19 protein-coding genes are annotated in these 26512 nt (G+C 59.7%); 11 read left to right on the top strand and 8 right to left on the bottom strand.

Features of this window, described 5'->3' with window-relative positions; translation table 11 throughout:
• Positions 1-13: 13 nt before the first annotated feature.
• Positions 14-1843 (top strand): hypothetical protein, encoded by a 1830-nt coding sequence (locus ACOYXJ_RS13660; protein ID WP_460369941.1) that lies wholly within the window; start codon positions 14-16, stop codon positions 1841-1843.
• A 51-nt stretch (positions 1844-1894) separates the two neighbouring features.
• Here the strand turns inward: ACOYXJ_RS13660 and ACOYXJ_RS13655 are convergent, their stop codons facing one another.
• Together ACOYXJ_RS13655 and ACOYXJ_RS13650 are read right to left on the bottom strand one after the other, a co-directional pair.
• Positions 1895-2212, bottom strand: coding sequence for a PA4575 family protein (locus ACOYXJ_RS13655; protein ID WP_095121723.1), 318 nt, complete (start codon positions 2210-2212; stop codon positions 1895-1897).
• 312 nt (positions 2213-2524) lie between these two features.
• Positions 2525-4963 carry a Lon protease family protein gene (locus tag ACOYXJ_RS13650; RefSeq protein ID WP_150794018.1) on the bottom strand — a complete coding sequence of 813 codons (2439 nt, stop codon included), beginning with the start codon at positions 4961-4963 and terminating at the stop codon, positions 2525-2527.
• A gap of 277 nt (positions 4964-5240) precedes the next feature.
• Between ACOYXJ_RS13650 and ACOYXJ_RS13645 the strand changes: the two genes are divergently transcribed.
• The 4 genes from ACOYXJ_RS13645 to ACOYXJ_RS13630 all read left to right on the top strand — a co-directional run bounded on the left by ACOYXJ_RS13645 (position 5241) and on the right by ACOYXJ_RS13630 (position 8819).
• Positions 5241-5729 carry a DUF3015 domain-containing protein gene (locus tag ACOYXJ_RS13645; RefSeq protein WP_007909797.1) on the top strand — a complete coding sequence of 163 codons (489 nt, stop codon included), beginning with the start codon at positions 5241-5243 and terminating at the stop codon, positions 5727-5729.
• A 95-nt stretch (positions 5730-5824) separates the two neighbouring features.
• Positions 5825-7678 carry an Lnb N-terminal periplasmic domain-containing protein gene (locus tag ACOYXJ_RS13640; RefSeq protein ID WP_460369938.1) on the top strand — a complete coding sequence of 618 codons (1854 nt, stop codon included), beginning with the start codon at positions 5825-5827 and terminating at the stop codon, positions 7676-7678.
• 219 nt (positions 7679-7897) lie between these two features.
• Positions 7898-8254 (top strand): hypothetical protein, encoded by a 357-nt coding sequence (locus ACOYXJ_RS13635; protein WP_038361731.1) that lies wholly within the window; start codon positions 7898-7900, stop codon positions 8252-8254.
• 70 nt (positions 8255-8324) lie between these two features.
• Entirely contained in the window at positions 8325-8819 is a 495-nt protein-coding gene (locus ACOYXJ_RS13630; protein WP_123593206.1) for a GreA/GreB family elongation factor, read from the top strand.
• Here the strand turns inward: ACOYXJ_RS13630 and gdhA are convergent.
• Positions 8816-10153: an NADP-specific glutamate dehydrogenase gene (gene gdhA / locus ACOYXJ_RS13625; protein ID WP_150706878.1), complete on the bottom strand. Its 1338-nt coding sequence runs from the start codon at positions 10151-10153 to the stop codon at positions 8816-8818. The two genes, ACOYXJ_RS13630 and gdhA, sit on opposite strands and share 4 nt — an antisense overlap.
• 348 nt (positions 10154-10501) lie before the next feature.
• Positions 10502-12166 carry an energy-dependent translational throttle protein EttA gene (ettA, locus tag ACOYXJ_RS13620; RefSeq protein ID WP_016986192.1) on the bottom strand — a complete coding sequence of 555 codons (1665 nt, stop codon included), beginning with the start codon at positions 12164-12166 and terminating at the stop codon, positions 10502-10504.
• A gap of 285 nt (positions 12167-12451) precedes the next feature.
• Here ettA and morA point away from each other — a divergent pair, with 285 nt between their 5' ends.
• The 5 genes from morA to ACOYXJ_RS13595 all read left to right on the top strand — a co-directional run bounded on the left by morA (position 12452) and on the right by ACOYXJ_RS13595 (position 20961).
• Positions 12452-16300, top strand: a complete 3849-nt coding sequence (gene morA / locus ACOYXJ_RS13615; protein WP_460369934.1) for a cyclic di-GMP receptor MorA — start codon at positions 12452-12454, stop codon at positions 16298-16300.
• A 239-nt stretch (positions 16301-16539) separates the two neighbouring features.
• Positions 16540-17793, top strand: coding sequence for a serine hydroxymethyltransferase (gene glyA, locus ACOYXJ_RS13610; RefSeq protein ID WP_460369932.1), 1254 nt, complete (start codon positions 16540-16542; stop codon positions 17791-17793).
• Between the two features lie 336 nt (positions 17794-18129).
• Positions 18130-19443 carry a C4-dicarboxylate transporter DctA gene (locus tag ACOYXJ_RS13605; protein ID WP_095121707.1) on the top strand — a complete coding sequence of 438 codons (1314 nt, stop codon included), beginning with the start codon at positions 18130-18132 and terminating at the stop codon, positions 19441-19443.
• Between the two features lie 83 nt (positions 19444-19526).
• On the top strand, positions 19527-20231 hold the full coding sequence (locus ACOYXJ_RS13600; protein ID WP_460369930.1) for a FadR/GntR family transcriptional regulator: 705 nt from the start codon (positions 19527-19529) through the stop codon (positions 20229-20231).
• A 19-nt stretch (positions 20232-20250) separates the two neighbouring features.
• Complete coding sequence (locus tag ACOYXJ_RS13595) at positions 20251-20961, top strand: GntR family transcriptional regulator (RefSeq protein ID WP_460369928.1); 711 nt, start codon at positions 20251-20253, stop codon at positions 20959-20961.
• A gap of 116 nt (positions 20962-21077) precedes the next feature.
• On the opposite strand, the gene yjiA is transcribed toward ACOYXJ_RS13595, so the two are convergent.
• The 3 genes from yjiA to ACOYXJ_RS13580 form a co-directional block, all read right to left on the bottom strand.
• Positions 21078-22049, bottom strand: a complete 972-nt coding sequence (yjiA, locus tag ACOYXJ_RS13590) for a GTPase (protein WP_460369926.1) — start codon at positions 22047-22049, stop codon at positions 21078-21080.
• A 162-nt stretch (positions 22050-22211) separates the two neighbouring features.
• Positions 22212-22409 carry a YbdD/YjiX family protein gene (locus ACOYXJ_RS13585; protein WP_003228401.1) on the bottom strand — a complete coding sequence of 66 codons (198 nt, stop codon included), beginning with the start codon at positions 22407-22409 and terminating at the stop codon, positions 22212-22214.
• 15 nt (positions 22410-22424) lie between these two features.
• A complete protein-coding gene (locus ACOYXJ_RS13580; RefSeq protein WP_095121699.1) occupies positions 22425-24491 on the bottom strand; it encodes a carbon starvation CstA family protein in 2067 nt (688 codons plus the stop codon).
• A 159-nt stretch (positions 24492-24650) separates the two neighbouring features.
• Between ACOYXJ_RS13580 and ACOYXJ_RS13575 the strand changes: the two genes are divergently transcribed.
• Entirely contained in the window at positions 24651-25019 is a 369-nt protein-coding gene (locus tag ACOYXJ_RS13575) for a PilZ domain-containing protein (protein WP_460369922.1), read from the top strand.
• Positions 25020-25139: 120 nt separating this feature from the next.
• On the opposite strand, the gene radA is transcribed toward ACOYXJ_RS13575, so the two are convergent.
• A complete protein-coding gene (gene radA, locus ACOYXJ_RS13570; RefSeq protein WP_007909773.1) occupies positions 25140-26507 on the bottom strand; it encodes a DNA repair protein RadA in 1368 nt (455 codons plus the stop codon).
• Between the last annotated feature and the right edge of the window lie 5 nt (positions 26508-26512).

Raw genomic sequence — 26512 nt, 5'->3', positions numbered from 1 at the left:
AGGACGCGTGGAAATGGATGTGCGATTACCAATAACGACCGCCCTAATATGCCTTGCTGTGTTGCTCAGCGGCTGCTCGCCCGGCGACGAGAAGCACGTCGCCAGCCTTGAAGAAAAGACCGCAACGTTCGAACAGGCGCTGGACGCCATCACCGATTCGAAACTCAAGGACGCCATCACCGAACTCGGCGGCTCACTGCTGCTGCTCGAACGCGCGCAACTCAAACTCAGCGACAATCCACCGCGCACCGAATACGGTGAAGACGCCCTTGCCGTGCTCAAGCACTACCCTGCCCCGCAGACCCTGGTCGACACCTTTATCAATGGCCTGTTCGTGCTGCACAAGGACGCCAGCTCCGATTACCTCACCGATCTGCAACCCGTGTTCCCGTTCAACCTGAACATTCCCGGCGGCTTCCTGTTCCCCCATGGCGTGGAATGGCAGTCGGTAACGTTGAGCAACAAACGCGTGATCGCCTATCAGCCGGAATGGTCGGAAACCGATCCGGGCATTCAGCTCAGCCCCTCCAGCTCCAACGTCACCAACCCCGATGACCTGACCGTGACTTACCCGTTCATCGACGGACTGGATGTGGACAAGAAGTCCCTGCCGCAACCGGTCAGCCTGCAAGGCCAGATCGAAGTCATCGCGCCGCGCCGCTTGTACAGCTTCGACCTGACGCAAAAGGACGTCGGCCAGACCCGCAGTAATGACAATCTCAGCGTCAAATTGCTGAAACTTGAAAGCAACTACGCCGAAGTCGAATTCAGCAACACCTTGCCACTGGCTGCGGAAGTAGCAGAAGCCCAGCTCAATCCGCTGATCGTCCAGGCCCGCGATAAAACTGGGCAGTATCTGGTACGCGCCGGTTCGATCAACGAAAGTCCGGAGCAAGTGGCCTTCTACCAGAAACAACTGGCGTACCTGCAACAGCAAAAGAGCTGGAGCGATACGCTGGAAAAGCAGCTCACGCAAGAGCAGCAGGCATTCGAGGAGAAACATCCACGTCGCTACAACAAGGTCTATTTCAACGGCCCGATCGATACCCTGGAAGTCAGCGTGCTGGATTTTTCCTCGGCAACCGTGACCCGCAAATCGCTGGACCTGCCGATTCGCACGTTCAATCAGCACACCACGGAGAAAACCATTCAGCCGCTGGATCCGTCGGTGACGGTTTACGACGATCTGGCAGTGAATTGGCTCAAGGGTGCGAGCCTGACCGAAGAACAACTGAAGGCCGGCATTCGCATCCATCAATCCGTGGAAGAACCGAGCGCCGCGCGCATCGAGTTCTCCCATCGCCGCACGTTCAACGATGAATTGCTGGGCGATGACTTCAGTCCGGGCGTCAGTCCGGTCACGTTCTTTACCGAAAAGCGCGGTGGCAAGCTCGATGAACCGATCGAACTGCCGCCCGAGGCGTACCAGGTCGATCCGCTGCGCGCGACGATCACTTACGACCTGAACCTGTTCCCGGAAACCCCGGCGATTGCCGTCGGCTCAATGCCGCTGTTTCTCGCCACAGTTGCCAAACAGGCATACGACGCCAAATCCTTGCCCAAAGGCCTGGAGATCAAGAACAACCAATTGGTGGTGGATCTGAAACTGTTCCCGCCCAACGAATGGCGATTCTTCGTCAAAGACGACAGTGGCAACTACCTCAAGCAGATCCTCTCGGTCAGCCACGATGCGAGCGCAGAAGGCCCGGCGTTGTTTGGCGTGCATTACTTTTATGGCCGCCCGACCCACGTGGAAACCTATCAGCGAACTGACCTTGCCACCGTGCAATACGGCTTTGAGGTCAAACTCGACAAGGCGCAGGTGCCTGAGACTGCGCCTTGAAGAGCCAGATCAAAAGATCGCAGCCCGCGACAGCCCCTACAGGCGTAGATCCTAATTCAGGCTGCGGCCACGGCCACCGTTGATCTGCCGCAACTGGGCTTGCAGGTGCAGGCTCCAGATCTGCGGATCGTCGGCCAGTTCGTAGCCATGCAAGGTCAGGCTTTCAACGATCGTGTCGAGTATCGATTCGGCGGCGACCGGCCCATGAAACGGGCCTTGGGCCTTGATGGCGGAAGGTTGCTCGCCGGCCATACCGGCCGCGAAAAGCAGCGTCCACATGCCGTTATCGCCGGCCAACGGCTTGATGGCGCATTCGATTCGGGTCACCAGACCCAGGCACTGACGGGTGAGACAGAGGTTGCGCGACATGGCGGCGACCCTCGGTGAAGCCGGTATTCAGCCCCCACGGGAGGACTGGCTCGATCCAGTGATACTGTCGATATCCTTGAGCTGAGAATAGAAGAAAAGTCCGCTGCGCAAGCAAGATAGAACCAGAAGGCGCCGAATGGTCATTGTGTGAATATTGACGTCAGAGTTGTGGCGAATTTTCGATGAATTCACACCAAACAAATGTGGGAGCGAGCCTGCTCGCGAATGCGGAGTGTCAGGCAACTTATTCGTCGTCTGATACAGCGCTTTCGCGAGCAGGCTCGCTCCCACAGTTTTTGACCGCGTTTAGGCTCAGGCCGGTTTTGCTTCCGCCAATGCTTCTTGTGCCAACTCCTTCTCGGCCTCTTTAAGGTCTTCTTCGCTGATCATCTCGGCGATGTCGCGCAAGCGCTCCACCACCCGTGCGTTGATGCTGCCTTCAGGGAATTCGCCATCGGCATTCGGCTCACCGGCCGGTTCGCCCACCAGCAGGCTCAATGCCTCGTCGGCCTGACGCACCGCGTACACGTGGAACTGCCCGGCACGCACCGCCGCCAGTACTTTCTCATCGAGCATCAGCGTGGCGACGTTGGCCTGCGGAATGATCGCGCCCTGCTCGCCGGTCAAGCCGCGTGCTTCGCAGAGGCGGAAGAAGCCTTCGATCTTCTCGTTGACTCCGCCCACCGCCTGCACTTCACCGAACTGGTTGATCGAACCGGTGATCGCGAAGCACTGCTTGAGCGGGGTTTTCGACAGCGCCGAAATCAGCGTGCACGCCTCGCCCAACGACGCACTGTCGCCATCAACGTAACCGTAGGATTGCTCCAGTGCGATGCTCGCGGAAATCGCCAGCGGGAATTCCTGAGCGTAACGGCTGCCCAGATACCCGGTGAGGATCATCACGCCTTTGGAGTGGATCGGCTGCCCAAGGTTGACCTCACGCTCGATGTCGACGATGCCGCTGCCACCCGGATAAACCGTGGCGGAAATACGCGCCGGCACACCAAACGCCGAGTCGCCGACTTCGAGCACGGTCAGACCGTTGCACTTGCCGACTGCAGCACCATCGGTGTCGATCAGGATGATCCCGGCGAGCATGTCGTCGAGAATCCGCGCCGACACACGCCCGGTGCGCGTGGCTTTGGCTTTCAGCGCACGTTCTATATGCCCGGCATCGGTCATCTCATCGCCGGCCAGATGACGAATGAAATCCGCCTCGCTGACCAGTTGGAACAGATCGCCGATTCGCGCCGACAAACGCCCCTGATGCTCGGCCAGCCGTGCGCTGTAAGTCGCCAGACGCGCCACCGCATCGGCGGTCAGCGGTGCCATGCCTTCTTCCGAAGTCCGGGTTTTCAACAGTTGGGCGAATTGCTCCAGGCTCTCGTCGACCATCGGGATGTCTTCGTCGAAATCAACGAGAACGCGAAACATCTCCTGGAAGTCCGGATCGAGGTCTTGCAGCGTGTAGTACAGCGATCGCGCACCGATGATGATGACTTTGACCTGCAACGGAATGTGCTGCGGGTTGAGGGTCACGGTGGCGAAACGGCCCATCTCGCCCAGCGGTGATTCCATTTTCAGTTTGCGCGATTGCAGGGCGCGTTTCAGCGCATCCCACACGAACGGCTCGCTGAGCATTTTTTCCGCTTCAAGAATCAGGAAACCGCCGTTGGCGCGGTGCAAGGCACCCGGACGCAACTGGCGATAGGTGGTGTAAAGCGCGCCCTGATCGGTGGTGTATTCGATGCGGCCGAAGAGGTTTTCGTAAGTCGGGTGCGGCTCGAACACCACCGGCGCACCGCCACTCACAGGATGGCCGACCACTAGACTCGGCGCGTATTGCTCTTCCAGCAGCTTGCGTGCAACGGCGTCGGTCTTGCTGTCGTCGACCAGTTGCTCGACCACGGTTTTCAGCAGGTAAACCTGCATCGCTTGCAGGTAACCGCAGACCGCAGCGTTCTCGGCGTACTTCTCCGACAACGGCGACAACAATGGCTGCAAGGCCAAGGTGATGGTTTCTTCGTTGAGCGCACGCAGTTGATTGTTCGACTCACGTTTCCATTGCGGCAGGCTGGCGAGTTCTTCGTTCAAGCGCTCTTCGAGGCCGGAAATGTCATCGTGGAATCGCTCACGATCGGCTTCCGGCAACTGAGCGAATTCCGCTTCATCCAGCGCTTTACCGTCGAGCATCGGCGTGAAGGCAATGTTGCTGGCGTCGCGATACAGGGCGACGTCTTTTTCCAGGGCCAGACGCTCGATGATGTCGAGGGCCTTGTCGTAGCGCTGGTTGAAGGCGCGGTCGATGGCGCTTTTCTTTTGCTGGTAGGACGGGTGCTCGAAGACTGCCGGAAATGTCGCCAGCAGGTTGTCGATCAAACCGTTGATGTCGCCGATAAAGGCGCTGGCCGTGCCCGAAGGCAATTCCAGTGCGCGGGGTTCGCGCGGCTCATCGAAGTTGTTGACGTAGACCCAGTCCGCCGGGGTCTGCAGGCGTTTGCCTTCGGCTTTCAGGTAGCGTTTGACGAACGAGAAACGACCAGTGCCGGGCTCGCCCATGACGAAAACGTTGTAACCGGGGCGTGGCATCGCCACACCGAACTGCAAGGCTTCGACCGCGCGTTCCTGGCCGAGCACACCGCGAAAGGGCTCCAGATCATTGGTGGTAGTGAAGCTGAACTGTTCAGCGGAAAACGGACGGGTCAGCGCTTCGGGCGCGAGACGCAAGCTGGCAGCAACAGGATCAGGCATCGGGCTTCCTTAACAATCAGGCGGGGCAGATAGCGGCATTCTGGCGCTGCCCGTGCCCCACTGGCAAGGCGCGCCACACGACAAAGCATAGACAACTGCCTGCCCCTGCCCCGGCACCCGTGAAATCGGGGTTATCGCCAAATCTTTTGTAAAAACTCACGGAACCCCAGGAACGTGCCTAAACTCCAAACTGCGCGGCTGGAACTAATACTGGCCCACTGGCACCGTCAGGCGCCAGAACCCTGTCCATTGGTATGCACACAAAGAGAAAAAAGCTATGAAACGGATTCTTCTCGGTACTCTCTTCACCGCTGTATCCATCAACGCAATGGCGCAAGCTCCAGGCGGCCCGGATTGCGGTTGGGGCAACATGCTGTTCGAAGGTCAGCGTGGCACCCCGGCTCACTTCCTCGCTTCCACCACCAACGGCACGTCCGGTAACGCCACCTTCGGGATGACGTCCGGCACCAACGGCTGCTCGACCAACGCTTCGCTGACCTACGGCGGCAAATCCTGGTTTGCCATGAATGGCATGATGAACGAGCTGTCCGAAGACATGGCTAAAGGCAACGGCGAAGCGCTGACGACTTATGCCGTGGTACTGGGCGTGGCGCCGGAAGACCGTGCGCACTTCGCAGCTGTGACTCACGAGCACTTCCAGCAGATCTTCAGCAAGGCTGACGTGACCGCTGAAGACGTGCATACCAACACCCTGGCCGTACTGAAATCGGATCCTCGTCTGGCCAAGTACGCAACTCAGGCTTAAGCTCGACCTCGCCCGCTTCCTTCGGGAAGCGGGTTTTATTTTTTCGGCCCGTCCCTCCTTGGGTCTTTATTTCTTTCCTGTTCAAGTTGCCGACTATGCTCAAACGCCTTGCCTGGCTGGCGCTCTGTGTCTGCGCCCCGCTGTCCGCCGCGCCAACCATCGACCCTCAACGTTTGCAGCAACTGGCCAACGACCGCTTCTGGATTTCCCTCGGCCATTACGAAACCGCCAAGCTTGGCGGCTGGCGCAGCTATGTCAGCGACAAGAAGTTCTTTCTGGCGCCCGATGGCAATGAACATCCCGATCATGAACTGGCAGCCACCGTGCAAGCGCTGTACGCCCCGGCCAGTCTTGGCGAGCAACATGCGCAATGTGTTTATCCGGCGCGCACCCGCTGGCTGAAAGCGCAACTCAATCTCAGCGATCTGCCGACACCGGCATGCGCCGAGTACAAGAAATGGTTCAAGGACGTCTCGCCGCACAGCGCGGTGATGATCTTCCCGGCGGCCTATCTGAATAGCCCGTCATCGATGTTCGGCCACACCCTGCTGCGTATCGATCAGGCCGACGTGCAGGCCGACAAAACGTCGCTGCTCAGTTACGCGATCAACTTCGGCGCCTACATCGAAGGTTCGGACAACAGCATTCTTTACGCCTGGAAAGGCTTGATGGGCGGTTATCCCGGCCTGTTCGCGCTGGTGCCGTATCAGGAAAAACTCTCCGAATACCGCAGCCTGGAAAACCGCGACCTGTGGGAATACCGACTCAATCTGACCCAGGAAGAAACCGCGCGTATGGTCGAGCATGTGTGGGAGTTGAAGCAGATTCAGTTCGACTATTTCTTCTTCGATGAAAACTGCTCGTACCGTTTGCTGGAGTTGCTGCAAGTCGCCCGGCCGAGTCTGCGCCTGACCGAACAATTTCCGCTGACCGCCATTCCCACCGACACCGTCAAAGCGGTGAAAGAAGCCGGGCTGGTGGAAAGCATCGAATATCGTCCGTCCCGTGAACGCGAATTGCTTAGCCGCGCCGAGCCATTGAACAGTGACGAACAGCAATGGGTGCTGAACGTCAGCGCCGATCAGCAGCGGTTGCAGGATCCGGCGTTCAAAGCCCTGCCACGCGCCCGTCAGGCGCTGATCATCGACGCGGCGTATCGCCTCGAGCGCTACCGCGCCAACGGTCAGGAGCGTGATCCGCAACGGGCGCAGCGCAGTTTCGAACTGCTGCGGGCGATCAACAAGAACCCCGCGCCTGAGCTGGACATCCCGCAACCGGGCTTACCGGAAGACGGCCATGAATCACGCACCTGGCAGGCCGGCCTCGGCACTCGCGGAGATCGTGCGTTCGGCGAGTATGGCTTGCGCATGGCCTATCACGATCTCAACGACAACGCCGAAAGCTTCCCGCTCGGCGCGCAAATCGAGATCCTGCAGATGAAGTTGCGTCAGTACGAAGGCAATCACTGGCAGTTCCAGCAACTGGATCTGGCGACGATTCGCTCACTGACACCGCGCAATGAGCTGCTGCAGCCGCTGTCGTGGCAGGTCACCGGTGGTCTTGAGCGCGTACCGGGCAAGCATGATGACGAAACGCTGGTCAGCCATGTGAATGGTGGTGGTGGCGGCACGTGGGCGCTGGGCGATGATGTGCTGGGTTTTGCCCTCGGCACCGTGCGCGTTGAGCACAACAATGATTTCGCCGAGTTCGTGTCCCCGGCGGGTGGTTTCAATACCGGCGTGTTGTGGAAAAATCCGCTGGGCAACCTGAGCCTGGAAGCCAAGGGCGATTACTTCTTCAATGGCGAAGTGCGCCGCAGCCTGAGTTTGAATCAGCAGTGGGAGTTGTCGCGCAACCTCGGTTTGCGCTTGAGTGCGCAGCGTGAGTTCAGCCACCTTGCGACCCCGGAAACAGAGGTCATGCTCGAAGTGAAGTGGTATCACTACTGAGCTGAAGCCCGACAAATTCCCCCTGTGGGAGCGAGCCTGCTCGCGAAAGCGGTGGGTCAGTCAGCATCTTTGTTGAATGACCGATTGCATTCGCGAGCAGGCTCGCTCCCACATTGGTCTTGTGGTGTTAATGGATTTTTCACGGGGCTTCGACAGCCGTGTCATGAATCCCCTTCTAGACTTTCCCCATAAGCCGGACAACCGGCGCGGGAGAGTGCGATGTGGCGGTGTGCGGGTTTGCTGGGTGTTGTGTTGTTGCTGGGCGGTTGCCAGACCACCCATGAAGACTTGATCGCCAAGGGTTATCCACCGGCCTTCGCCGACGGCTTCGATGACGGTTGCATCAGCGGTCGTCAGGCGGCCGGTTCGATCAGCGGCGAGTTTCGCAAGAACGTGCCGCGCTACCTCAAAGACAAGCAATACGCCGAAGGCTGGACCGACGGCTTCCGCCAGTGTCAGGCAATGCTGGAAAACAAGGATCGCGAGCAGTACCGCAACGAACACTGGGACGAACGCGAGCGCGCCTGGCAGCAGCAGAAAGATCAGGACGCCGGGCGGGCCTATCGCTCGCAATAGGTCGCTCCCAGACATCCAGTGAAACCAAATGCCTGCGAGCATGGCCCAAACCTCATACGAGGAGGACACCATGAGTCGCGCATTCGTCAACGAAGACAACGCCGCCGCGCAGGCCGATCAGCCGGTCGAACGGCAGGTCAGCGAGCAGCCCAATTACGTCACCGCGCAAGGGCTGGCGCAGTTGCAGGAAAAAGTCGCCGAACTGCAAACCCTGCATGCCGAACAATCAGCCAGAGGTGAGCAGGCCGACAAACAACGGCTGGCGGATCTGCAACGGGATTTGCGTTATTTCAATCAGCGCCTGAGCAGCGCACAAGTGGCGGTTGCCGCTACGTCCAGGGACAAAGTACAGATCGGCAGTTGGGTGACCTACGCCGATGAGCACGACACCGAACGCCGCGTGCAACTGGTCGGCGAGGATCAGGCCGATGCCAGCAAAGGCCTGATCAATTGGGGTTCACCGCTGGGCCGGGCGCTGCTTGGCGCCCGACTCAACGACGAGGTGCTGTGGCAGCGCCCCGCCGGCGATCAAGTGATCGAAGTGATCCGCATCGAACCGGCTTAAACCACGCCTTGCGCCAACATCGCGTCGGCGACTTTGACGAAGCCGGCGATGTTCGCGCCTTTGACGTAGTTGATCCGCCCGTTCTCTTCGCCGTAATGCACGCACGCGTGGTGGATCGACTGCATGATCGCGTGCAGCTTGCTGTCGACCTCGCCCGCCGTCCACAGCAGACGCATGGCGTTCTGCGACATCTCCAGACCACTCACCGCCACGCCGCCGGCGTTGGATGCTTTGCCCGGGGCGAAGAGAATGCCGGCCTCGATAAAGATATCCACAGCCTCCAGTGTGGTCGGCATGTTCGCGCCTTCGGCCACGCACACGCAGCCATTGCGCAGCAGCGTGCGTGCAGCCTCAGCGTCGAGTTCGTTTTGCGTGGCGCACGGCAGCGCGATGTCGCATGGCAGCGACCACGGCAGTTGACCGGCGCGGAATTCCAGACCGAACGCTGCCGCCAGTTCACTGATGCGTCCGCGCTTGACGTTCTTCAACTCCAGCAGCGCCGACCACTGCTCTTCGCTCAGGCCAGCCTCGCAATACAGCGTGCCTTCGGAGTCGGACAGCGAAATCACCTTGCCGCCCAGATCCATGACCTTGCGCGCCGCGTATTGCGCCACGTTGCCGGAACCGGAGATCGCCACGCGTTTGCCTTCGACGGTCTGCTCGCGGCGCTTGAGCATTTCTTCAGCGAAATACACGCAGCCAAAACCGGTGGCTTCCGGACGAATCAGGCTGCCGCCGTAGGTCATGCCCTTGCCAGTGAGGACGCTGGTGAACTGGTTGCTCAAACGCTTGTACTGGCCGAACAGGAAGCCGATCTCACGCGCACCGACGCCGATATCACCGGCCGGTACGTCTACGTCGGCGCCGATGTGACGATACAACTCGCTCATGAACGCCTGGCAGAAACGCATGACCTCGGCGTCGCTCTTGCCCTTCGGATCAAAGTCGGAACCGCCCTTGCCGCCGCCCATGGGCAACGAGGTCAGGGAGTTCTTGAAGGTCTGTTCGAAGGCGAGGAATTTCAGCACGCCCAGGTTCACCGAAGGATGGAAGCGCAAGCCACCCTTGTACGGGCCGATGGCGCTGTTCATCTGGATGCGGAAACCGCGATTGACCTGGACTTTGCCCTGGTCGTCGACCCACGACACGCGGAACACCACGGCGCGCTCCGGTTCGCAGATGCGCTCCAGAATTCCCGAGGTCAGGTAGTGCGGATTGGCTTCGAGAAAAGGCCACAGACTGCGCAGGACTTCTTCGACGGCCTGGTGGAATTCGGGTTGATCCGGGTCGCGTTTTTTCAGACGAGCGAGGAAGGATTCGACGGATTCGATCATGGGAAAAGTCTCGGCAAATTTATTGTCGTTGGAGGAGATTGGGCCGGACTGTAACAAACGAAATGCGCACAGGAACAGAGCAAAATGTCGCAGTTATGAAATTAAATGGTGCACAGGATATAAATCCGAAGGTTTTTTGAGCTTGTTTTGCACCTGAATGGGGAGTCTGGGTTCAAGAAATGCACCACCAGTTATACAGCTATCGCGAGCAGGCTCACTCCTACAGGGGAACGCATTTCAAAGGTGGGAGCGAGCCTGCTCGCGAAGGGGTCATATCGGCACTCCCGAAAAACCGGGCAAAAAAAAACGGAGCCCGAAGGCTCCGCTTTTTCATGCAACCAACCCGAATCAGGCCAGTTTCTTGTGACGTACCCGGTGTGGCTGGGCAGCCGCTTCGCCGAGACGCTTCTTGCGATCGGCTTCGTACTCGGTGTAGTTGCCTTCGAAGAAAATCGCTTGCGAGTCGTCTTCGTACGCCAGGATGTGTGTCGCCACACGGTCAAGGAACCACCGATCGTGAGAGATCACAATGGCGGCGCCCGGGAAGTCCAGCAGGGCTTCTTCCAGGGAACGCAGGGTTTCAACGTCGAGGTCGTTGGACGGTTCGTCGAGCAGCAGGACGTTGCCGCCCTCCTTCAGGGTCAGCGCCAGGTGCAGACGACCGCGCTCACCACCGGACAGATCCTTGACGAACTTCTGCTGATCGCCGCCCTTGAAGTTGAAGCGACCGACGTAAGTACGCGATGGAATCTCGTAGTTGCCGATGCGGATCTGATCGGAGCCGTCGGAGATTTGCTGGAACACAGTCTTGCTGCCATCCAGGTCGTCGCGGCTCTGATCGACGCAGGCCAGTTGCACGGTTTCGCCGACTTCGATGCTGCCCGAATCCGGTGTTTCCTTGCCCATCAGCATGCGGAACAGGGTCGATTTACCAGCACCGTTACCGCCGATCACGCCAACAATGGCGCCCTTCGGCATCGCGAACGACAGGTTGTCGATCAGCACGCGATCGCCGTAGCCCTTGGTGACGTTCTTGAATTCGATGACCTTGTCGCCCAGGCGCGGACCGGCCGGGATGTAGATCTCGTTGGTTTCGCTGCGCTTCTGGAATTCCTGCGATTGCATTTCTTCGAAGCGTTGCAGACGTGCCTTGGATTTCGACTGGCGGGCTTTCGCGCCTTTGCGCACCCACTCCAGTTCTTCTTTCATGGCTTTTTCATGCGCCGACTGCTGCTTGGATTCCGCAGCCAGACGATCGGACTTGGCTTCGAGCCAACCCGAGTAGTTGCCTTCGTACGGAATGCCCGCGCCGCGGTCGAGTTCGAGAATCCAGCCAGCGACGTTGTCGAGGAAGTAACGGTCGTGCGTAATCGCTACCACGGTGCCCGGGAAGTCGTGCAGGAAGTGCTCCAGCCACGCCACCGAATCGGCGTCCAAGTGGTTGGTCGGTTCGTCGAGCAGCAGCATGTCCGGTGCGGACAGCAGCAGACGGCACAGGGCCACACGACGTTTTTCACCACCGGACAGGTGTTCTACTTTCGCATCCCACGCCGGCAGACGCAGCGCATCGGCGGCGACTTCCAGTTGGCGCTCAAGGTTGTGACCATCGCTGGCCTGCAGGATCGCTTCGAGCTTGGCCTGTTCGGCGGCGAGCTTGTCGAAGTCGGCATCCGGATCGGCGTAAGCGGCGTAAACCTCGTCCAGACGCGCTTGCGCATCCTTGATCACGCTGACCGCTTCCTCAACCACTTCACGCACGGTCTTGGTCGGATCAAGTTGTGGCTCTTGTGGCAGATAACCGATGTTCAGGTCCGGCATCGGACGGGCTTCGCCCTCGAACTCGGTGTCGACGCCGGCCATGATTTTCAGCAGCGTGGACTTACCCGAACCGTTGAGGCCGAGTACGCCGATCTTGGCGCCGGGGAAGAAGGACAGCGAAATGTTTTTGAGAATTTCCCGCTTCGGCGGAACAACTTTGCCCAGCCGATGCATGGTGAAGACGTATTGAGCCATGGAGAACCTTGGGTCAGTGACAGATGAATGATTGCAGCGCAGGCGAAGCCCGGCCAGACCATGCGCGTCGTTCACTTGATGGTTATCAATGCGTGCGCGCTGAAAAAGTCTGAGTCTAGGAGCTGGAACGCTCCCGCGTAACCGGCAAAGCTACCTGAATGATGAAAGGCAGTCCAGCCGCGCGGGGCTGGCACTTCGCCACGACTCAAGGCATGCTAGCCGCCCTTTGGGCGTCCGGCTTATAGTGCACGTCGCGCCAGTCCAGCCAAACCGCAGGATTCCAGCTTGTCCAATGTCACTCCGCCAGCCTCTGTGAGCAGCACCCCACCGGCGCCCGGCTCGTCCCTGCGCGGTACATTAAAGGGTGCGCTGGCGACACTCGTGCTTTTGTTGCTCGCGTTGCTGTTTTGGCAACTGCTCGACCAATTGCGCGAAACCCAGAAAAACCAGCGTCAGTACACAATCGATTACACCGCCGACCTCGCTTCACAGGTCAGCCTGAACATGGCGCTGAACGCGCAAATCGCCCTCAATCTGCTACCGATCGTCGAACAACCGCAATCACCCGACGAACAGCAGGCGCTGCTGCGCAAGCTCCAGCAATCGCTGCCCGATCTGCGTAGCCTGGCGTTGCTCACCCCTTCCGGCAAAATCATCAGCGACAGTGCCGACAACAGCCACGACGCCGATTACCTGAGCGAACTGGTGCGCCGCAGCCGTGCACAGGCGCATTACTTCAGCAACGCCGACGACGGTTCGGTGGTGCATCTGTTACTACATCAGGCCAGCGGCAGCACGCGCGGTTATTGGGCGTTACGCCTGACCCCGACGTTCTTCGACTCGCTGACCAAACAGGGCGAAACCGGTATCCGCCCGTTGTGGCTGGTGGAAAACCGCATCAACCATCAGATCATCAGCCGCGACGAAGCGCAGCCTTCGGCCAGGCCCGGCGTGCTGAGCCCGGACGACCTGGCCAACACCGTGCTGACCGTGCCACTGAGCAGCAGCGACTGGCAGTTGCGTGGCCTGTTCGACCGCCAGCGTGTGCTGGAAGAATTGCTCCCGGCGTTTATCGGCAAATGCCTGTTGGGTCTGGCGTTCTCGATGCTGCCGGTGATTGCGCTGTTGAACATGCGCCGCCGCCAGCGCCAGTTGCACGAAGGTCGTCGACGCTATCAGGACATTTTCGAAGGCACCGGCGTGGCCCTCTGCGTGCTTGATCTGTCCGGTTTGAAGCAGGTCTTCGACAAGGCGCAGATCCAGACCAGCGACCAGCTCAAGGCCTGGCTCGACCAACCGCAGCAACGCCAGCAACTGCTGCAGGAACTGCGCGTCACCGAGGTCAACCAGGTCGCGTTGCAACTGCTCAACGTCAACTCTTGCGAGCACGCCTGGCAATTGCTGATCGACGGCCATCCGCACCGCCAGTGCGCGATTGGCAATCAAGTCCTCGATGCCGTGCTGCAGCAACAAAAGCAGCTGGAACTGGAAATCAAACTGCCGGACATCAATGGCCGCGATCAACACCTGTGGATGGTGTTGCGCCTGCCGACCGAGCAGCACGACTACAAAGCGGTGATCCTCAGCATCAACGACATCACCAGTCGCAAGCTGATCGAACTGTCGCTGCTCGAACGCGAAGGCTTCTGGTCGGACGTAGTGCGCACCGTGCCGGATCATCTGTATGTGCAGGACGTGATCAGCCAGCGGATGATTTTCAGCAACCACCACCTCGGCCAGACCCTCGGCTACAACCGCACAGAACTGCACCAGATGGGCGAGTATTTCTGGGAGATCCTGCTGCACCCGGAAGACGCCGACTACTACCATCGTTCGCGGCAGATGCAGCGTCACGCCGGTTACAGTCAGTTGTTGCAATGCCAGTTGCGCTTCCGCCATCGCGACGGCAAGTGGCGGCGTTTCGACATTCGCGAACAGGCCCTGGCCCGCGACAAACACGATCAGGTCACGCGGATCATCGGCGTGGCCAAGGACATCACCGAACAGATCGAAGCCAGTGAATCGCTGCGTGACAGCGAGCAGCGCTATCGCATGCTCGCCGAAAGCATCAGCGACGTGATTTTCTCCACCGACAGCAAGCTCTCGCTGAACTACGTCAGCCCGTCGGTGCAAGCCGTGCTGGGTTACGACGCCGAGTGGATTTTCCAGAACGGCTGGCAATCGACCATCGCCAACCCGCAGCAACTGAGCGGCATCTACACGCTGATGGATCGGGTCAGCAAGGCGCTGGACAAACCCGAGCAACTGGCGGTGTTGCGCAATCAGGTGCAGACGCAAATGTTCCTGTTCGACTGCCTGCGCGCCGATGGCCGCAAGATCCCGATCGAGCTGCGTCTGGTGCTGGTATGGGACGAACATGGCGCGTTCGAAGGCGTGCTCGGCGTCGGTCGCGACATCAGTCAGCAGCGCCGCGCCGAAAAAGACCTGCGCATGGCCGCCACGGTTTTCGAGCACTCGACCTCGGCGATCCTGATCACCGACCCGGCCGGCTATATCGTCCAGGCCAACGAAGCCTTCAGCCGCGTCAGCGGTTACGCCGTGAGCGAAGTGCTCGACCAGTTGCCGAACATGCTCACCGTCGATGAGCAGCAGGACGCGCATCTGCGCTACGTGCTCAAACAATTGCATCAGCACAGCACCTGGGAAGGCGAAGTCTGGCTCAAGCGCCGTAACGGCGAGCATTACCCGGCGTGGGTCGGCATCACCGCGGTGCTCGACGACGAAGGCGATCTGGCCAGTTACGTGTGCTTCTTCAGCGACATCAGCGAGCGCAAGGCCAGCGAGCAGCGGATTCATCGCCTTGCCTACTACGACGCCCTGACCCATCTGCCGAACCGCACGCTGTTCCAGGATCGCCTGCACACCGCACTGCAATCGGCCGAGCGGCAGAAGTCGTGGGTGGTGCTGATGTTCCTCGACCTCGACCGTTTCAAACCGATCAACGACTCCCTCGGCCACGCCGCCGGCGACCGTATGTTGAAAGACATGGCCACGCGCCTGCTGGCCTGCGTCGACGATGACGACACCGTGGCGCGCATGGGCGGCGACGAATTCACGCTGCTGCTGCAACATCGCTCCAGCCGCGAAATGGCGCTGAACCGGGCGATTCATGTCGCCGAACAGATCCTCGGCAGCCTGGTCCGACCGTTCGTGCTTGAAGGCCGCGAGTTCTTCGTCACTGCCAGTATCGGCATCGCCCTCAGTCCACAGGACGGCAACGAACTCAGCCAGTTGATGAAGAACGCCGACACCGCGATGTACCACGCCAAGGAGCGCGGCAAGAACAACTTCCAGTTCTATCAGGCCGACATGAACGCCAGTGCGCTGGAACGTCTGGAACTGGAAAGCGATTTGCGCCATGCCTTGGAGCAAAACGAATTCGTCCTGTATTACCAACCGCAATTCAGCGGCGACGGCAAACGCCTGACCGGCGCTGAAGCGCTGCTGCGCTGGCGTCATCCACGCCGTGGACTGGTGCCGCCGGGGGATTTCATTCCGGTGCTGGAAGAGCTTGGTCTGGTGGTGGACGTTGGCGACTGGGTGATCAGCGAGGCGTGCCGCCAGTTGAAGACCTGGCACCAGAATCGCGTGCGCGTGCCGAAGGTCTCAGTGAACATTTCCGCGCGGCAGTTCTCCGACGGCCAGCTCGGCACGCGGATCGCGACGATCCTGCGCGAAACCGGCCTGCCGCCGGCGTGCCTGGAGCTGGAACTGACCGAAAGTATCCTGATGCGCGAAGTCAGCGAAGCGATGCAGATTCTCGCCGGGCTGAAAAACCTCGGTCTGAGCATCGCGGTAGACGACTTCGGCACCGGTTACTCATCGCTCAACTACCTCAAGCAATTCCCGATCGATGTACTGAAAATCGACCGCACGTTTGTCGATGGTTTGCCGTCGGGTGAGCAGGACGCGCAGATCGCCCGGGCGATCATCGCCATGGCGCACAGCCTGAATCTGGCGGTGATCGCCGAGGGTGTGGAAACCCATGAGCAGCTGGACTTCTTGCGCGAACATGGCTGCGATGAGGTTCAGGGCTATCTGTTCGGGCGGCCGATGCCGGCGGGGCGATTTGAGGCGCAGTTCAGTAATGATGCGCTGTTCATGTTCGACTGAAGTCCTGCGGCGCGGCATTCGCGAGCAGGCTCGCTCCCACAAGGGATTGATGCCGGTCAGAAAATCGCAAGAGCACCCGGTTACTGTGGGAGCGAGCCTGCTCGCGAAGAGGCCTTCAAAAGCACCGCACATCTGTCATGAACGCCACTTGTCTGCGACATGATGTCGTTTCATATGCCATCCAAAACCCATTGGGTTAGAATGCCCCCCTTTTCTGCCCCCGATCCTTGAGGACCGCCATGTTCAGCCGTGATTTGACTATTGCCAAGTACGACGCCGACCTTTTTGCCGCCATGGAGCAAGAAGCTCAGCGCCAGGAAGAACACATTGAGCTGATCGCTTCGGAAAACTACACCAGCCCAGCGGTGATGGAAGCTCAAGGCTCGGTCCTGACCAACAAGTACGCTGAAGGTTACCCAGGCAAGCGTTACTACGGTGGTTGCGAGTACGTCGACATCGTTGAGCAACTGGCCATCTACCGCGCCAAAGAGCTGTTCGGCGCCGATTACGCCAACGTTCAGCCGCACGCCGGTTCGCAAGCCAACGCCGCCGTTTACCTGGCCCTGCTGCAAGGTGGCGACACCATTCTGGGCATGAGCCTGGCCCACGGTGGTCACCTGACCCACGGCGCCAGCGTTTCCTCCTCCGGCAAGCTGTACAACGCCGTGCAGTACGGCATCGATGCCAACGGCTTGATCGACTACGACGAAGTCGAGCGTCTGGCGGTTGAGCACAAGCCGAAAATGATCGTCGCCGGTTTCTCTGCCTACTCGCAGATTCTTGACTTCCCGCGTTTCCGCGCCATCGCCGACAAAGTCGGTGCTTACCTGTTCGTCGACATGGCTCACGTGGCCGGTCTGGTTGCCGCTGGTGTCTACCCGAACCCGGTGCCTTTCGCTGACGTCGTGACCACCACCACGCACAAGACCCTGCGCGGTCCACGTGGCGGCCTGATCCTGGCGCGCGCCAACGCCGACATCGAGAAGAAGCTGAACTCTGCGGTATTCCCGGGTGCCCAGGGTGGCCCGCTGGAGCACGTGATCGCCGCTAAAGCGATCTGCTTCAAGGAAGCGCTGCAGCCTGAGTTCAAGGCCTACCAGGAACAAGTGGTGCTGAACGCCCAGGCCATGGCCGAAGTGTTCATCGAGCGCGGTTTCGACGTGGTTTCGGGCGGTACCAAGAACCACCTGTTCCTGCTGTCGCTGATCAAGCAGGACATCTCCGGTAAAGACGCCGACGCCGCTCTGGGCAAAGCGTTCATCACCGTGAACAAGAACTCCGTGCCAAACGATCCACGCTCGCCGTTCGTCACTTCCGGCCTGCGCTTCGGTACTCCGGCTGTGACCACTCGCGGCTTCAAGCAAGCCGAGTGCAAAGAGCTGGCCGGCTGGATCTGCGACATCCTGGCTGACCTGAACAACGAAGCGGTGATTGACGCCGTTCGTGAGAAAGTCAAAGCCATCTGCAAGAAACTGCCGGTATACGGCGCTTAATTGCGACGTTAAGTCCGCAGCATGAAAAACCGGCCAAGTGATTGGCCGGTTTTTTTTCGCCTGTGATTCCCCTGTAGGAGCTGCCGAAGGCTGCGATCTTTTGATCTGGATCTTAAAAACAAGATCAAAAGATCGCAGCCTTCGGCAGCTCCTACACGTGGCCATGGCCACTGGTCAGACCGGTCATGCCAATTTTGCTGTTTTCACTTGTCATCCCGAAAAAACCGAGCGTAGACTGCACCCGCACTGGACATACCGGTAAGACCACAATAATTAAGTCCTGAATCTGATGCGTTCAAGCGCACGGCAGCCAGGACACCGACCAGGATTCCTCCCATGCTCAGATGGTGCTCGCGTTCAATCTTCCTCCAAGTGGTTCTCGGACTGGTGCTCGGCATCGTCTGCGGGCTGACCCTTCCTGAATACTCGGCCCAGCTCAAACCGCTCGGCGACGGCTTCATCAAACTGATCAAGATGCTCATCGGCCTGATCGTGTTCTGCGTGGTGGTCAGCGGCATCAGCGGCGCGGGCGATCTGAAGAAGGTCGGGCGCATCGGCCTCAAGTCGGTGATCTACTTCGAAGTGTTGACCACCATCGCGCTGGTGATCGGTCTGGTGTTCGCCTTCAGCACCGGCATCGGCAGCGGCGCGAATATTCATTTAGAGCAGCTGTCGACCGCCGACATGGGCGATCTCGCCGAACGCGGCCAGCACATGCACACCACCACGCAGTTCCTCATGGACCTGATCCCGACTTCGGTGATCGGCGCCTTTGCCGACAACAACATCCTGCAGGTGCTGCTGTTCTCGGTACTGTTCGGCAGCGCGTTGAATCTGGTGGGTGAGGCGGCTTCCGGGATCTCGCGACTGATCAACGAACTGAGCCATGTGATCTTCCGCATCATGGGCATGATCGTGCGTCTGGCACCGATCGGCGTGTTCGGCGCCATCGCTTTCACCACCAGCAAATATGGCCTGGATTCCCTGCAGCATCTGGGCAGTCTGGTCGGTTTGTTCTACCTGACCTGCATCGCTTTCGTCAGCGTGATTCTCGGTCTGGTGATGCGTGCCTCCGGCCTGCGCATGTGGCCACTGCTCAAGTACCTGCGCGAAGAACTGCTGATCGTCATGGGCACCGCCTCGTCCGACGCCGTGTTGCCACAGATCATGCGCAAACTCGAACACCTCGGCATCGGCAGCTCGACCGTAGGGCTGGTGATTCCCACCGGCTACTCGTTCAACCTCGACGGTTTCTCGATCTACCTGACCCTGGCCATCGTCTTCATCGCCAATGCCACCGGCACGCCGCTGGCGATGACTGATTTGCTGACGATTCTGCTGGTGTCGCTGATTACCTCGAAAGGCGCCCACGGTATTCCCGGGTCGGCACTGGTGATTCTGGCGGCCACACTGACAGCGATTCCGGCAATCCCGGTGGTCGGTCTGGTGCTGGTGCTGGCGGTGGACTGGTTCATGGGCATCGGCCGGGCACTCACCAATCTGATCGGCAACTGCGTCGCTACTGTCGCCATTGCCCGTTGGGAAAAAGACATCGACGTACAACGCGCCAACAAAGTACTCAGCGGTCAGCAGGGCTACACCTTTCAGCCGCGTAAAACAGCAACTCCGGCGCACCAGCAGGAGTTCTGATTTCAACCCTATCGGCGCTGCCGCAAGTGGCGATCTTTTGATCCCGGTTTGCGGCGCCCCTTTAGGCACATGGAGCAAGACAAGTGATTACCACATCAACCGTCGTCAACTCAGTCGTAGAAAAACTGCGCGCCGCATTGGCCCGTGGCCAGTGGCGCTCCGGCGAGATGCTGCCGGGCCAGCGTGAACTGGCCGAGCAACTGGGCATCAGCCGCCCGAGCCTGCGTGAAGCGGTGATCGTTCTGGAAACCCTCGGCCTCGTCCGTTCGATGCCGGGCAAAGGCGTGGTCGTGCTCGACGCGCAAATCGGCGACAGCCAGAGCCACGACAGTGCGGTGGCCGGCGCCAGCCTCGAAGACGTGCTGCAACTGCGTTACACCCTCGAGCCGTTTATCGTCGGCCTGGTCGCGCAGTCGATCAGCAGCAAGGAAGTCGGCCAGTTGCGCCTGACTTTGATGGACATGCGCGAAGCCCTTGAAGCCGGCGACAGTGAGGCCGGGGTCAACGCCTACATCGCCTTCCACGAAGAGCTGTTCACCCTGACCTCGAATCCGATTTTCCAGAGCGTGGTGCAGCAGACCAGCAATGCCCTCAAGCAAAGCGCCGAGGTGTTGCGCAATTCGCCGGAGCATCTGGCCGAGCGGCTGGAAGAAAACGAGGCCGTGGTGCGCGCGATCCGCAGCAAGAACAGCGCACAGGCCAGCGCCGAAATGCGTCGGCACATTTTGCGCGAAGGCCAGCGGATGGGGATTGAGTTGAATATTCCGGAAGACAACCTGAGTCGCTGATTTCTATTGGAGACAGGCTATGAACAGTTTCGCTTCACCCTCGCACGCCCAGCCGACCACCGTGCCCCTGCCCTTTTCCCGGCTGCGGGCGCCGGTGGAGGATCTTTATCCGCGACTGTTGGATGCGATTCTCGAACAGCGCATCAATCCAGAAAGCCGCTTCACCGAAGACAGCTTGAAAGAGATGTTCTGCGCCAGCCGCGCCGATGTGCGCCGGGTGCTGACGCAGTTGTCGCTTGAGCAGGTCATTGTGCTGCGCGCCAATCATCGGCCGCGTGTCGCTGCATCTGATCGGGAGCAGACGCGGCAGGCTCTGCATGCGCGGCGACTGGCCGAAAACACGTTGGTGCGTCTGGCCTGCCAACGTCCGCAGGCGGAAGGGTTGAAACGCTTGCGTGGGCTGATCGAACGCGAACGTCAGGCGGTCGAGCAGGATCGGCGGGGTGCGGCGATTCGTTTATCCGGGGAGTTTCATCTGACGTTGGCACAGATGGCGGGGAATGCACCGTTGGCGCATTTTCTCGGCACTCTGGTGCCGTTGACGTCACTGGCGATTGCGCGAAGTGAGGGTCAAACGCACAGCTGTTGCGCATGGCAGGAGCATTTGGCGCTGGTTGAAGCGGTGGAAAATCGGGATGCTTACAAGGCCGGGATGCTGATGAATCAGCATCTGGATCATCTTGAGCAGACGCTGTTGGGTTCAGACCTTGAGCATTGTGCTGTCGGTTAGATCGCCTTCGCGAGCAGGCTCGCTCCCACAGTGAATTGCATTCTTCCTGACACAACGCGGTCCACTGTGGGAGCGAGCCTGCTCGCGAAGAGGCCATCACTGACAACCAAGATCCATCAGGCAGAAGCCACTCTGGCAAACCCCGCCCGAATCTTCTCTTCCGGCAACTCATCAGCAATAAACACAATCACACTCTCCCGCGCCTCACCCTCGGCCCACTCCGTGTCCCAGTCGAAACCATAAAGCTTCAACACGCCCTGAAACACCAAGCGCCGATCCTCACCGGCAATGTTCAGCACACCCTTGTACCGCAGCAATTGCTTGCCGTGTTCTTCCAGCAGTTCATTCATGAACTCGCTGAGCTGATCGATATCCAGCGGCTGATCGGTGCGCAGCACCAGACTGGAAATACGATCAATCGACGGTGCCTTGCTGACCGGGCGCAAGCTCAATCCGCCGCCAAGATCGGCGTTGAGGTTGAAGCCGCGCACATCCAGCAGCTCTGCCAGATCAATGTTGCCGTGCTCAACCACGCGGATCGGCGCGCGACGGTTGATCCGCGTCAGACGTTCGCTCAGCGCGGTGAACGTGGCTTCGTCGACCAGATCGGTCTTGCTCACCAGCAAGCGGTCAGCGAAACCGATCTGTGCCTGGGCGATGGTCTGGCTCAGATGTACTTCAGCGTGAGCGGCATCGACCAGGGTGATGATGCCGTCGAGCAGGTAACGCTCGCGCAGTTCTTCGTCGATGAAGAAGGTCTGTGCCACCGGAGCAGGGTCGGCCAGACCCGTGCACTCGATGACCAGACGATCAAAGGCGATTTCGCCGCTGTCGAGACGCTCAAGCAGCAAGTACAGCGCCTTGGTCAGGTCGGTGTGAATGGTGCAGCAGACGCAGCCGTTGGCCAGGGTCATGACTTGCACCGGCTCATCACCCAGCAACTGAGTGTCGATGCCGGCGTCGCTGAATTCGTTTTCGATCACGGCGATTTTCAGGCCGTGCTCGGCCTTCAGAATATGCCGCAGCAAAGTGGTCTTGCCGGCGCCGAGGAAACCGCTGAGTACCGTTACAGGTATGGGAGAAGACAAAACTGATCCCCTTCACAAAATGAATGAACAACACAAAAACAACTGTGGGAGCGAGCCTGCTCGCGAAGGGGTCGTGTCAGTCGACATCATTGCTCGATGACACACCGCTTTCGCGAGCAGGCTCGCTCCCACAGGGGATTACCTCAACCTCGTGCTGTCATCTCAACAGCACTTCGGCCCACCCTTGCCACCGTAACGGGCTTCCTGACGTTCGCGGAAGAACATCTCGTAGCTCATCACCGGTTTGTCCGGGTGCTTGGTTTGCATATGCTCGACGTAGGTGTCGTAGTCGGGCATGCCGACCATCAGGCGCGCGGCCTGACCGAGGTATTTACCGAGGCGACTCAGGTCATTGAACATGCTGCAATCCTCTGGTTACGCATCCGGCAGAGCCTGGAATGGCGATTCTTTATCCGTACGCTCTTTTTTGCCCCAGGCGGCGATGCCGACCTTGAGCGCATAGAACAGGATACTGAAGACCACGAACAGGAACAGCGCGGTAAGCGTTGCGTTGGTGTAAGCGTTGAAGATCACGTGCTGCATCTGCTCGACGCTTTTTGCCGGGGCCAGCACCTGACCATTGGCCAGCGCATCGCTGTACTTCTTGGCCAGCGACAGGAAGCCGATCGCCGGGTTGGCATCGAACAGTTTGATGAAACCGGCAGTCGTGGTGCAGATCAACAGCCAAGTGGCTGGCAGCAGGGTGACCCAGATGTAGCGCTGGCGCTTCATCTTGATCAGGACCACGGTGCCGAGCATCAGCGCGATACCGGCCAGCATCTGGTTAGAGATACCGAACAGTGGCCACAGGGTGTTGATGCCGCCCAGCGGATCGATCACGCCCTGGTACAGCAACCAGCCCCACATCGCCACACAACCGGCGGTGGCGATCAGGTTGGCGGTCCACGATTCGGTGCGTTTCAGCGCCGGAACGAAGGAGCCGAGCAGGTCCTGCAGCATGAAGCGCCCGGCACGGGTGCCAGCGTCCACAGCCGTCAGAATGAACAGCGCTTCGAACAGGATCGCGAAGTGGTACCAGAACGCCATGGTGTTTTCACCCGGCAGGACACTGTGCAGGATCTGCGCGATACCGACCGCCAGGGTCGGCGCACCACCGGCACGGGCCAGGATGGTGGTTTCACCAATGTCATGCGCCACGGCTTGCAGCGCTTCCGGCGTGATCGCGAAGCCCCAACTGCTGACCACTTGCGCTACCGATGCGACATCACTGCCGACCACGGCAGCCGGGCTGTTCATGGCGAAGTACACGCCTGGCTCGATCACCGACGCGGCAACCATGGCCATGATCGCCACGAACGACTCCATCAGCATGCCGCCGTAACCGATGTAACGGGCGTTGGTTTCGTTATCCAGCAGCTTCGGCGTGGTGCCCGAAGAAATCAGTGCGTGGAAACCCGATACCGCACCGCAGGCGATGGTGATGAACAGGAACGGGAACAGGCCGCCCTTCCACACCGGGCCAGTGCCGTCGACGAATTGGGTCAGCGCCGGCATTTTCAGCTCAGGCATGGTGATCAGAATACCGATCGCCAGGGCGACGATGGTGCCGATCTTGAGGAACGTCGACAGGTAGTCACGCGGTGCCAGAATCAGCCACACCGGCAGCGATGCAGCGACGAAACCGTAACCGACCAGCATCCAGGTAATCTGCACGCCGGTGAAGGTGAACGCCTTGGCCCACACCGGATCAGCAGCAATCTGCCCGCCGAGCCAGATCGAACCGAGCAGCAGCAATACGCCGACCACGGAGATCTCGCCGATGCGGCCCGGGCGGATGTAGCGCATGTAAATGCCCATGAACATCGCGATCGGGATGGTTGCCATCACGGTGAAGATGCCCCACGGGCTCTCGGCCAACGCTTTAACCACGATCAGCGCCAGCACCGCGAGGATGATGATCATGATCAGAAAGCAGCCGAACAGGGCGATGGTGCCGGGCACGCGGCCCATTTCTTCACGCACCATGTCGCCCAGGGAACGGCCGTTGCGCCGGGTCGACATGAACAGCACCATGAAGTCCTGCACCGCGCCCGCCAGCACCACACCGGCAATCAGCCAGAGCGTGCCGGGCAAGTAGCCCATCTGCGCGGCCAATACCGGGCCGACCAGAGGCCCCGCGCCAGCGATGGCAGCGAAGTGGTGACCGAAAAGAATGTGTTTGTTGGTCGGCACATAGTCCAGACCGTCGTTGTTGAGCACGGCGGGGGTGGCCCGACGTGGATCAAGTTGCATCACGTTGTTGGCGATGAACAGACTGTAGTAACGGTACGCAACCAGATAAATGGCCACAGCGGCGACCACAATCCACAAGGCGTTGATCGCCTCGCCGCGGCGCAATGCCACTACGCCCAGGGCGCACGCTCCTACGATTGCCAGCACTAGCCAGGGTAAGTGGCGTAGCAGGCTATTATTATTTTTCATTTTATTATTCCAGCCAGGGTGGACAAGAAAGACAGCCACCCCGAGTTTAGCGCTTACGGCGCCAAAGGCCATACCCCGACGTTGGTCTAGACGCTTTAGCGATTGGCTGGCGCCCGCATTCGCGGTCTATAGTCAGCGAACCTTCATGAGGATTGCGCCATGAGCGAGCACCCCACCAATCGACGTCGTTTCAAACGTATTGCGTTCGATGCCAGTACCGAGCTGAGTCAGGGCGAGTACATCTGGCCGGTCAAGCTGATCGACCTGTCGCTCAAAGGATTGCTGATCGAAAGGCCGGAGCCTTGGCTTGGGGATAGGGAGCAGGATTTTTTCGTCGATATTCATCTGAGCGATGACGTGGATATCGAGATGGATGTGCAACTGGCCCATGAAGAAAAAGGCCAGCTGGGTTTTGTCTGCCGACATATCAGCCTGGAATCGATCCAGCGCTTGCGGCGCTTGATCGAGCTGAACCTGGCTGACGAGGCCGAACTGGAGCGCGAGTTGGGCGCCCTGATCGAAATCTAGAATCCACCACAGATCCAATGTAGGAGTGAGCCTGCTCGCGATAGCGATTTGTCATTCAACATTTGCGTTGACTGGTTCACCGCTATCGCGAGCAGGCTCACTCCTACAGGGGTCGGTGGTTTATTCGAAAAGCGCGTCAAGGGCCTGTTCGAGGCGGGTCACGGCAATGATCTGCAAGCCCGGAGGCGATTCCTTCGGTGCATTGCCCTTCGGCACGATCGCCCGTTTGAAGCCATGCTTGGCCGCTTCCTTCAAACGCTCCTGCCCGCTCGGCACCGGGCGCACTTCGCCGGACAGACCCACTTCACCAAACACCAGCAGATCATGCGGCAACGGCCGATTGCGCAGGCTCGACATCACCGCCGCCATCAGCGCCAGATCCGATGCCGTCTCCAGCACCTTCACCCCACCGACCACATTAAGAAACACATCCTGGTCGTGCGTCGGAATCCCGCCATGGCGATGCAAAACCGCCAGCAACATCGCCAAACGGTTCTGATCCAGCCCCAACGTCACCCGGCGCGGATTGGCCAGATGACTGTCATCGACCAGCGCCTGCACTTCCACCAGCATCGGCCGCGTGCCTTCCCACGTCGCCATGACCACACTGCCCGGGACTTCTTCCTGCGCGCGAGTGAGAAAAATCGCCGACGGGTTGGAGACTTCTTTCAAACCCTTGTCAGTCATGCCAAACACGCCGAGTTCGTTAACGGCGCCGAAACGGTTTTTCACCGCACGCAGCAAACGCAAACGCCCATCGGACTCGCCTTCGAAATACAGCACGGTGTCGACCATGTGCTCGAGAACGCGAGGCCCCGCCAGCGCGCCTTCCTTGGTGACATGGCCGACGAGGAAAATCGCCGTACCACTTTGCTTGGCGTAACGCACCAGCAACGCCGCACTCTCGCGCACTTGCGATACGCCGCCAGGTGCCGATTGCAGCTGTTCGGTGAAGATCGTCTGGATCGAGTCGATCACCATCACCTTGGGCTTTTCCTGACGGGCCGTGGCAATGATGGTTTCGATGCAGGTTTCGGTCATCACCCGCAGTTGATCCTGGGGCAAGCCGAGGCGCCGGGCGCGCATGGCCACTTGCTGCTGGGATTCTTCGCCAGTGACATAAAGGGCCGGCATGCTCTTGGCGAGATTGCACAGGGTCTGCAACAGGATCGTCGATTTGCCGATGCCAGGATCACCGCCGATCAACACCACCGAACCATCGACCAGACCGCCGCCCAAAACCCGATCCAGTTCACCGGACGCGGTGGAGAAACGCGGAATCTCTTCGATGCTGACTTCGGCCAGCGTCTTGATCTGCGCCTGCTGCCCGGCCCAACCGGTGCGGCCGGTCGGCGCGGTGGCACCACCGCTCTCGATCATGGTTTCAGTCAGGGTGTTCCAGGCGCCGCACTCGCCGCACTGGCCCGCCCACTTGGGAAAGGTTGCGCCGCACTCAGTGCAGCCGTACATGCGCTTGGCCTTGGCCATCTGGA

Source organism: Pseudomonas sp. Tul2A7, assembly GCF_054790505.1.
Note: the sequence above shows the minus strand (reverse complement) of the source record. Positions and strands in the feature narration are given on the sequence as shown.

Excerpts from the sequence above, each read along its gene's own strand:
- ACOYXJ_RS13660 (WP_460369941.1), top strand. The coding sequence starts at position 14 with ATGGATGTGCGATTACCAATAACGACCGCCCTAATATGCCTTGCTGTG.
- ACOYXJ_RS13655 (WP_095121723.1), bottom strand. The coding sequence starts at position 2,212 with ATGTCGCGCAACCTCTGTCTCACCCGTCAGTGCCTGGGTCTGGTGACC.
- ACOYXJ_RS13650 (WP_150794018.1), bottom strand. The coding sequence starts at position 4,963 with ATGCCTGATCCTGTTGCTGCCAGCTTGCGTCTCGCGCCCGAAGCGCTG.
- ACOYXJ_RS13645 (WP_007909797.1), top strand. The coding sequence starts at position 5,241 with ATGAAACGGATTCTTCTCGGTACTCTCTTCACCGCTGTATCCATCAAC.
- ACOYXJ_RS13640 (WP_460369938.1), top strand. The coding sequence starts at position 5,825 with ATGCTCAAACGCCTTGCCTGGCTGGCGCTCTGTGTCTGCGCCCCGCTG.
- ACOYXJ_RS13635 (WP_038361731.1), top strand. The coding sequence starts at position 7,898 with ATGTGGCGGTGTGCGGGTTTGCTGGGTGTTGTGTTGTTGCTGGGCGGT.
- ACOYXJ_RS13630 (WP_123593206.1), top strand. The coding sequence starts at position 8,325 with ATGAGTCGCGCATTCGTCAACGAAGACAACGCCGCCGCGCAGGCCGAT.
- gdhA (WP_150706878.1), bottom strand. The coding sequence starts at position 10,153 with ATGATCGAATCCGTCGAATCCTTCCTCGCTCGTCTGAAAAAACGCGAC.
- ettA (WP_016986192.1), bottom strand. The coding sequence starts at position 12,166 with ATGGCTCAATACGTCTTCACCATGCATCGGCTGGGCAAAGTTGTTCCG.
- glyA (WP_460369932.1), top strand. The coding sequence starts at position 16,540 with ATGTTCAGCCGTGATTTGACTATTGCCAAGTACGACGCCGACCTTTTT.
- ACOYXJ_RS13605 (WP_095121707.1), top strand. The coding sequence starts at position 18,130 with ATGCTCAGATGGTGCTCGCGTTCAATCTTCCTCCAAGTGGTTCTCGGA.
- ACOYXJ_RS13595 (WP_460369928.1), top strand. The coding sequence starts at position 20,251 with ATGAACAGTTTCGCTTCACCCTCGCACGCCCAGCCGACCACCGTGCCC.
- ACOYXJ_RS13585 (WP_003228401.1), bottom strand. The coding sequence starts at position 22,409 with ATGTTCAATGACCTGAGTCGCCTCGGTAAATACCTCGGTCAGGCCGCG.
- ACOYXJ_RS13580 (WP_095121699.1), bottom strand. The coding sequence starts at position 24,491 with ATGAAAAATAATAATAGCCTGCTACGCCACTTACCCTGGCTAGTGCTG.
- ACOYXJ_RS13575 (WP_460369922.1), top strand. The coding sequence starts at position 24,651 with ATGAGCGAGCACCCCACCAATCGACGTCGTTTCAAACGTATTGCGTTC.
- radA (WP_007909773.1), bottom strand. The coding sequence starts at position 26,507 with ATGGCCAAGGCCAAGCGCATGTACGGCTGCACTGAGTGCGGCGCAACC.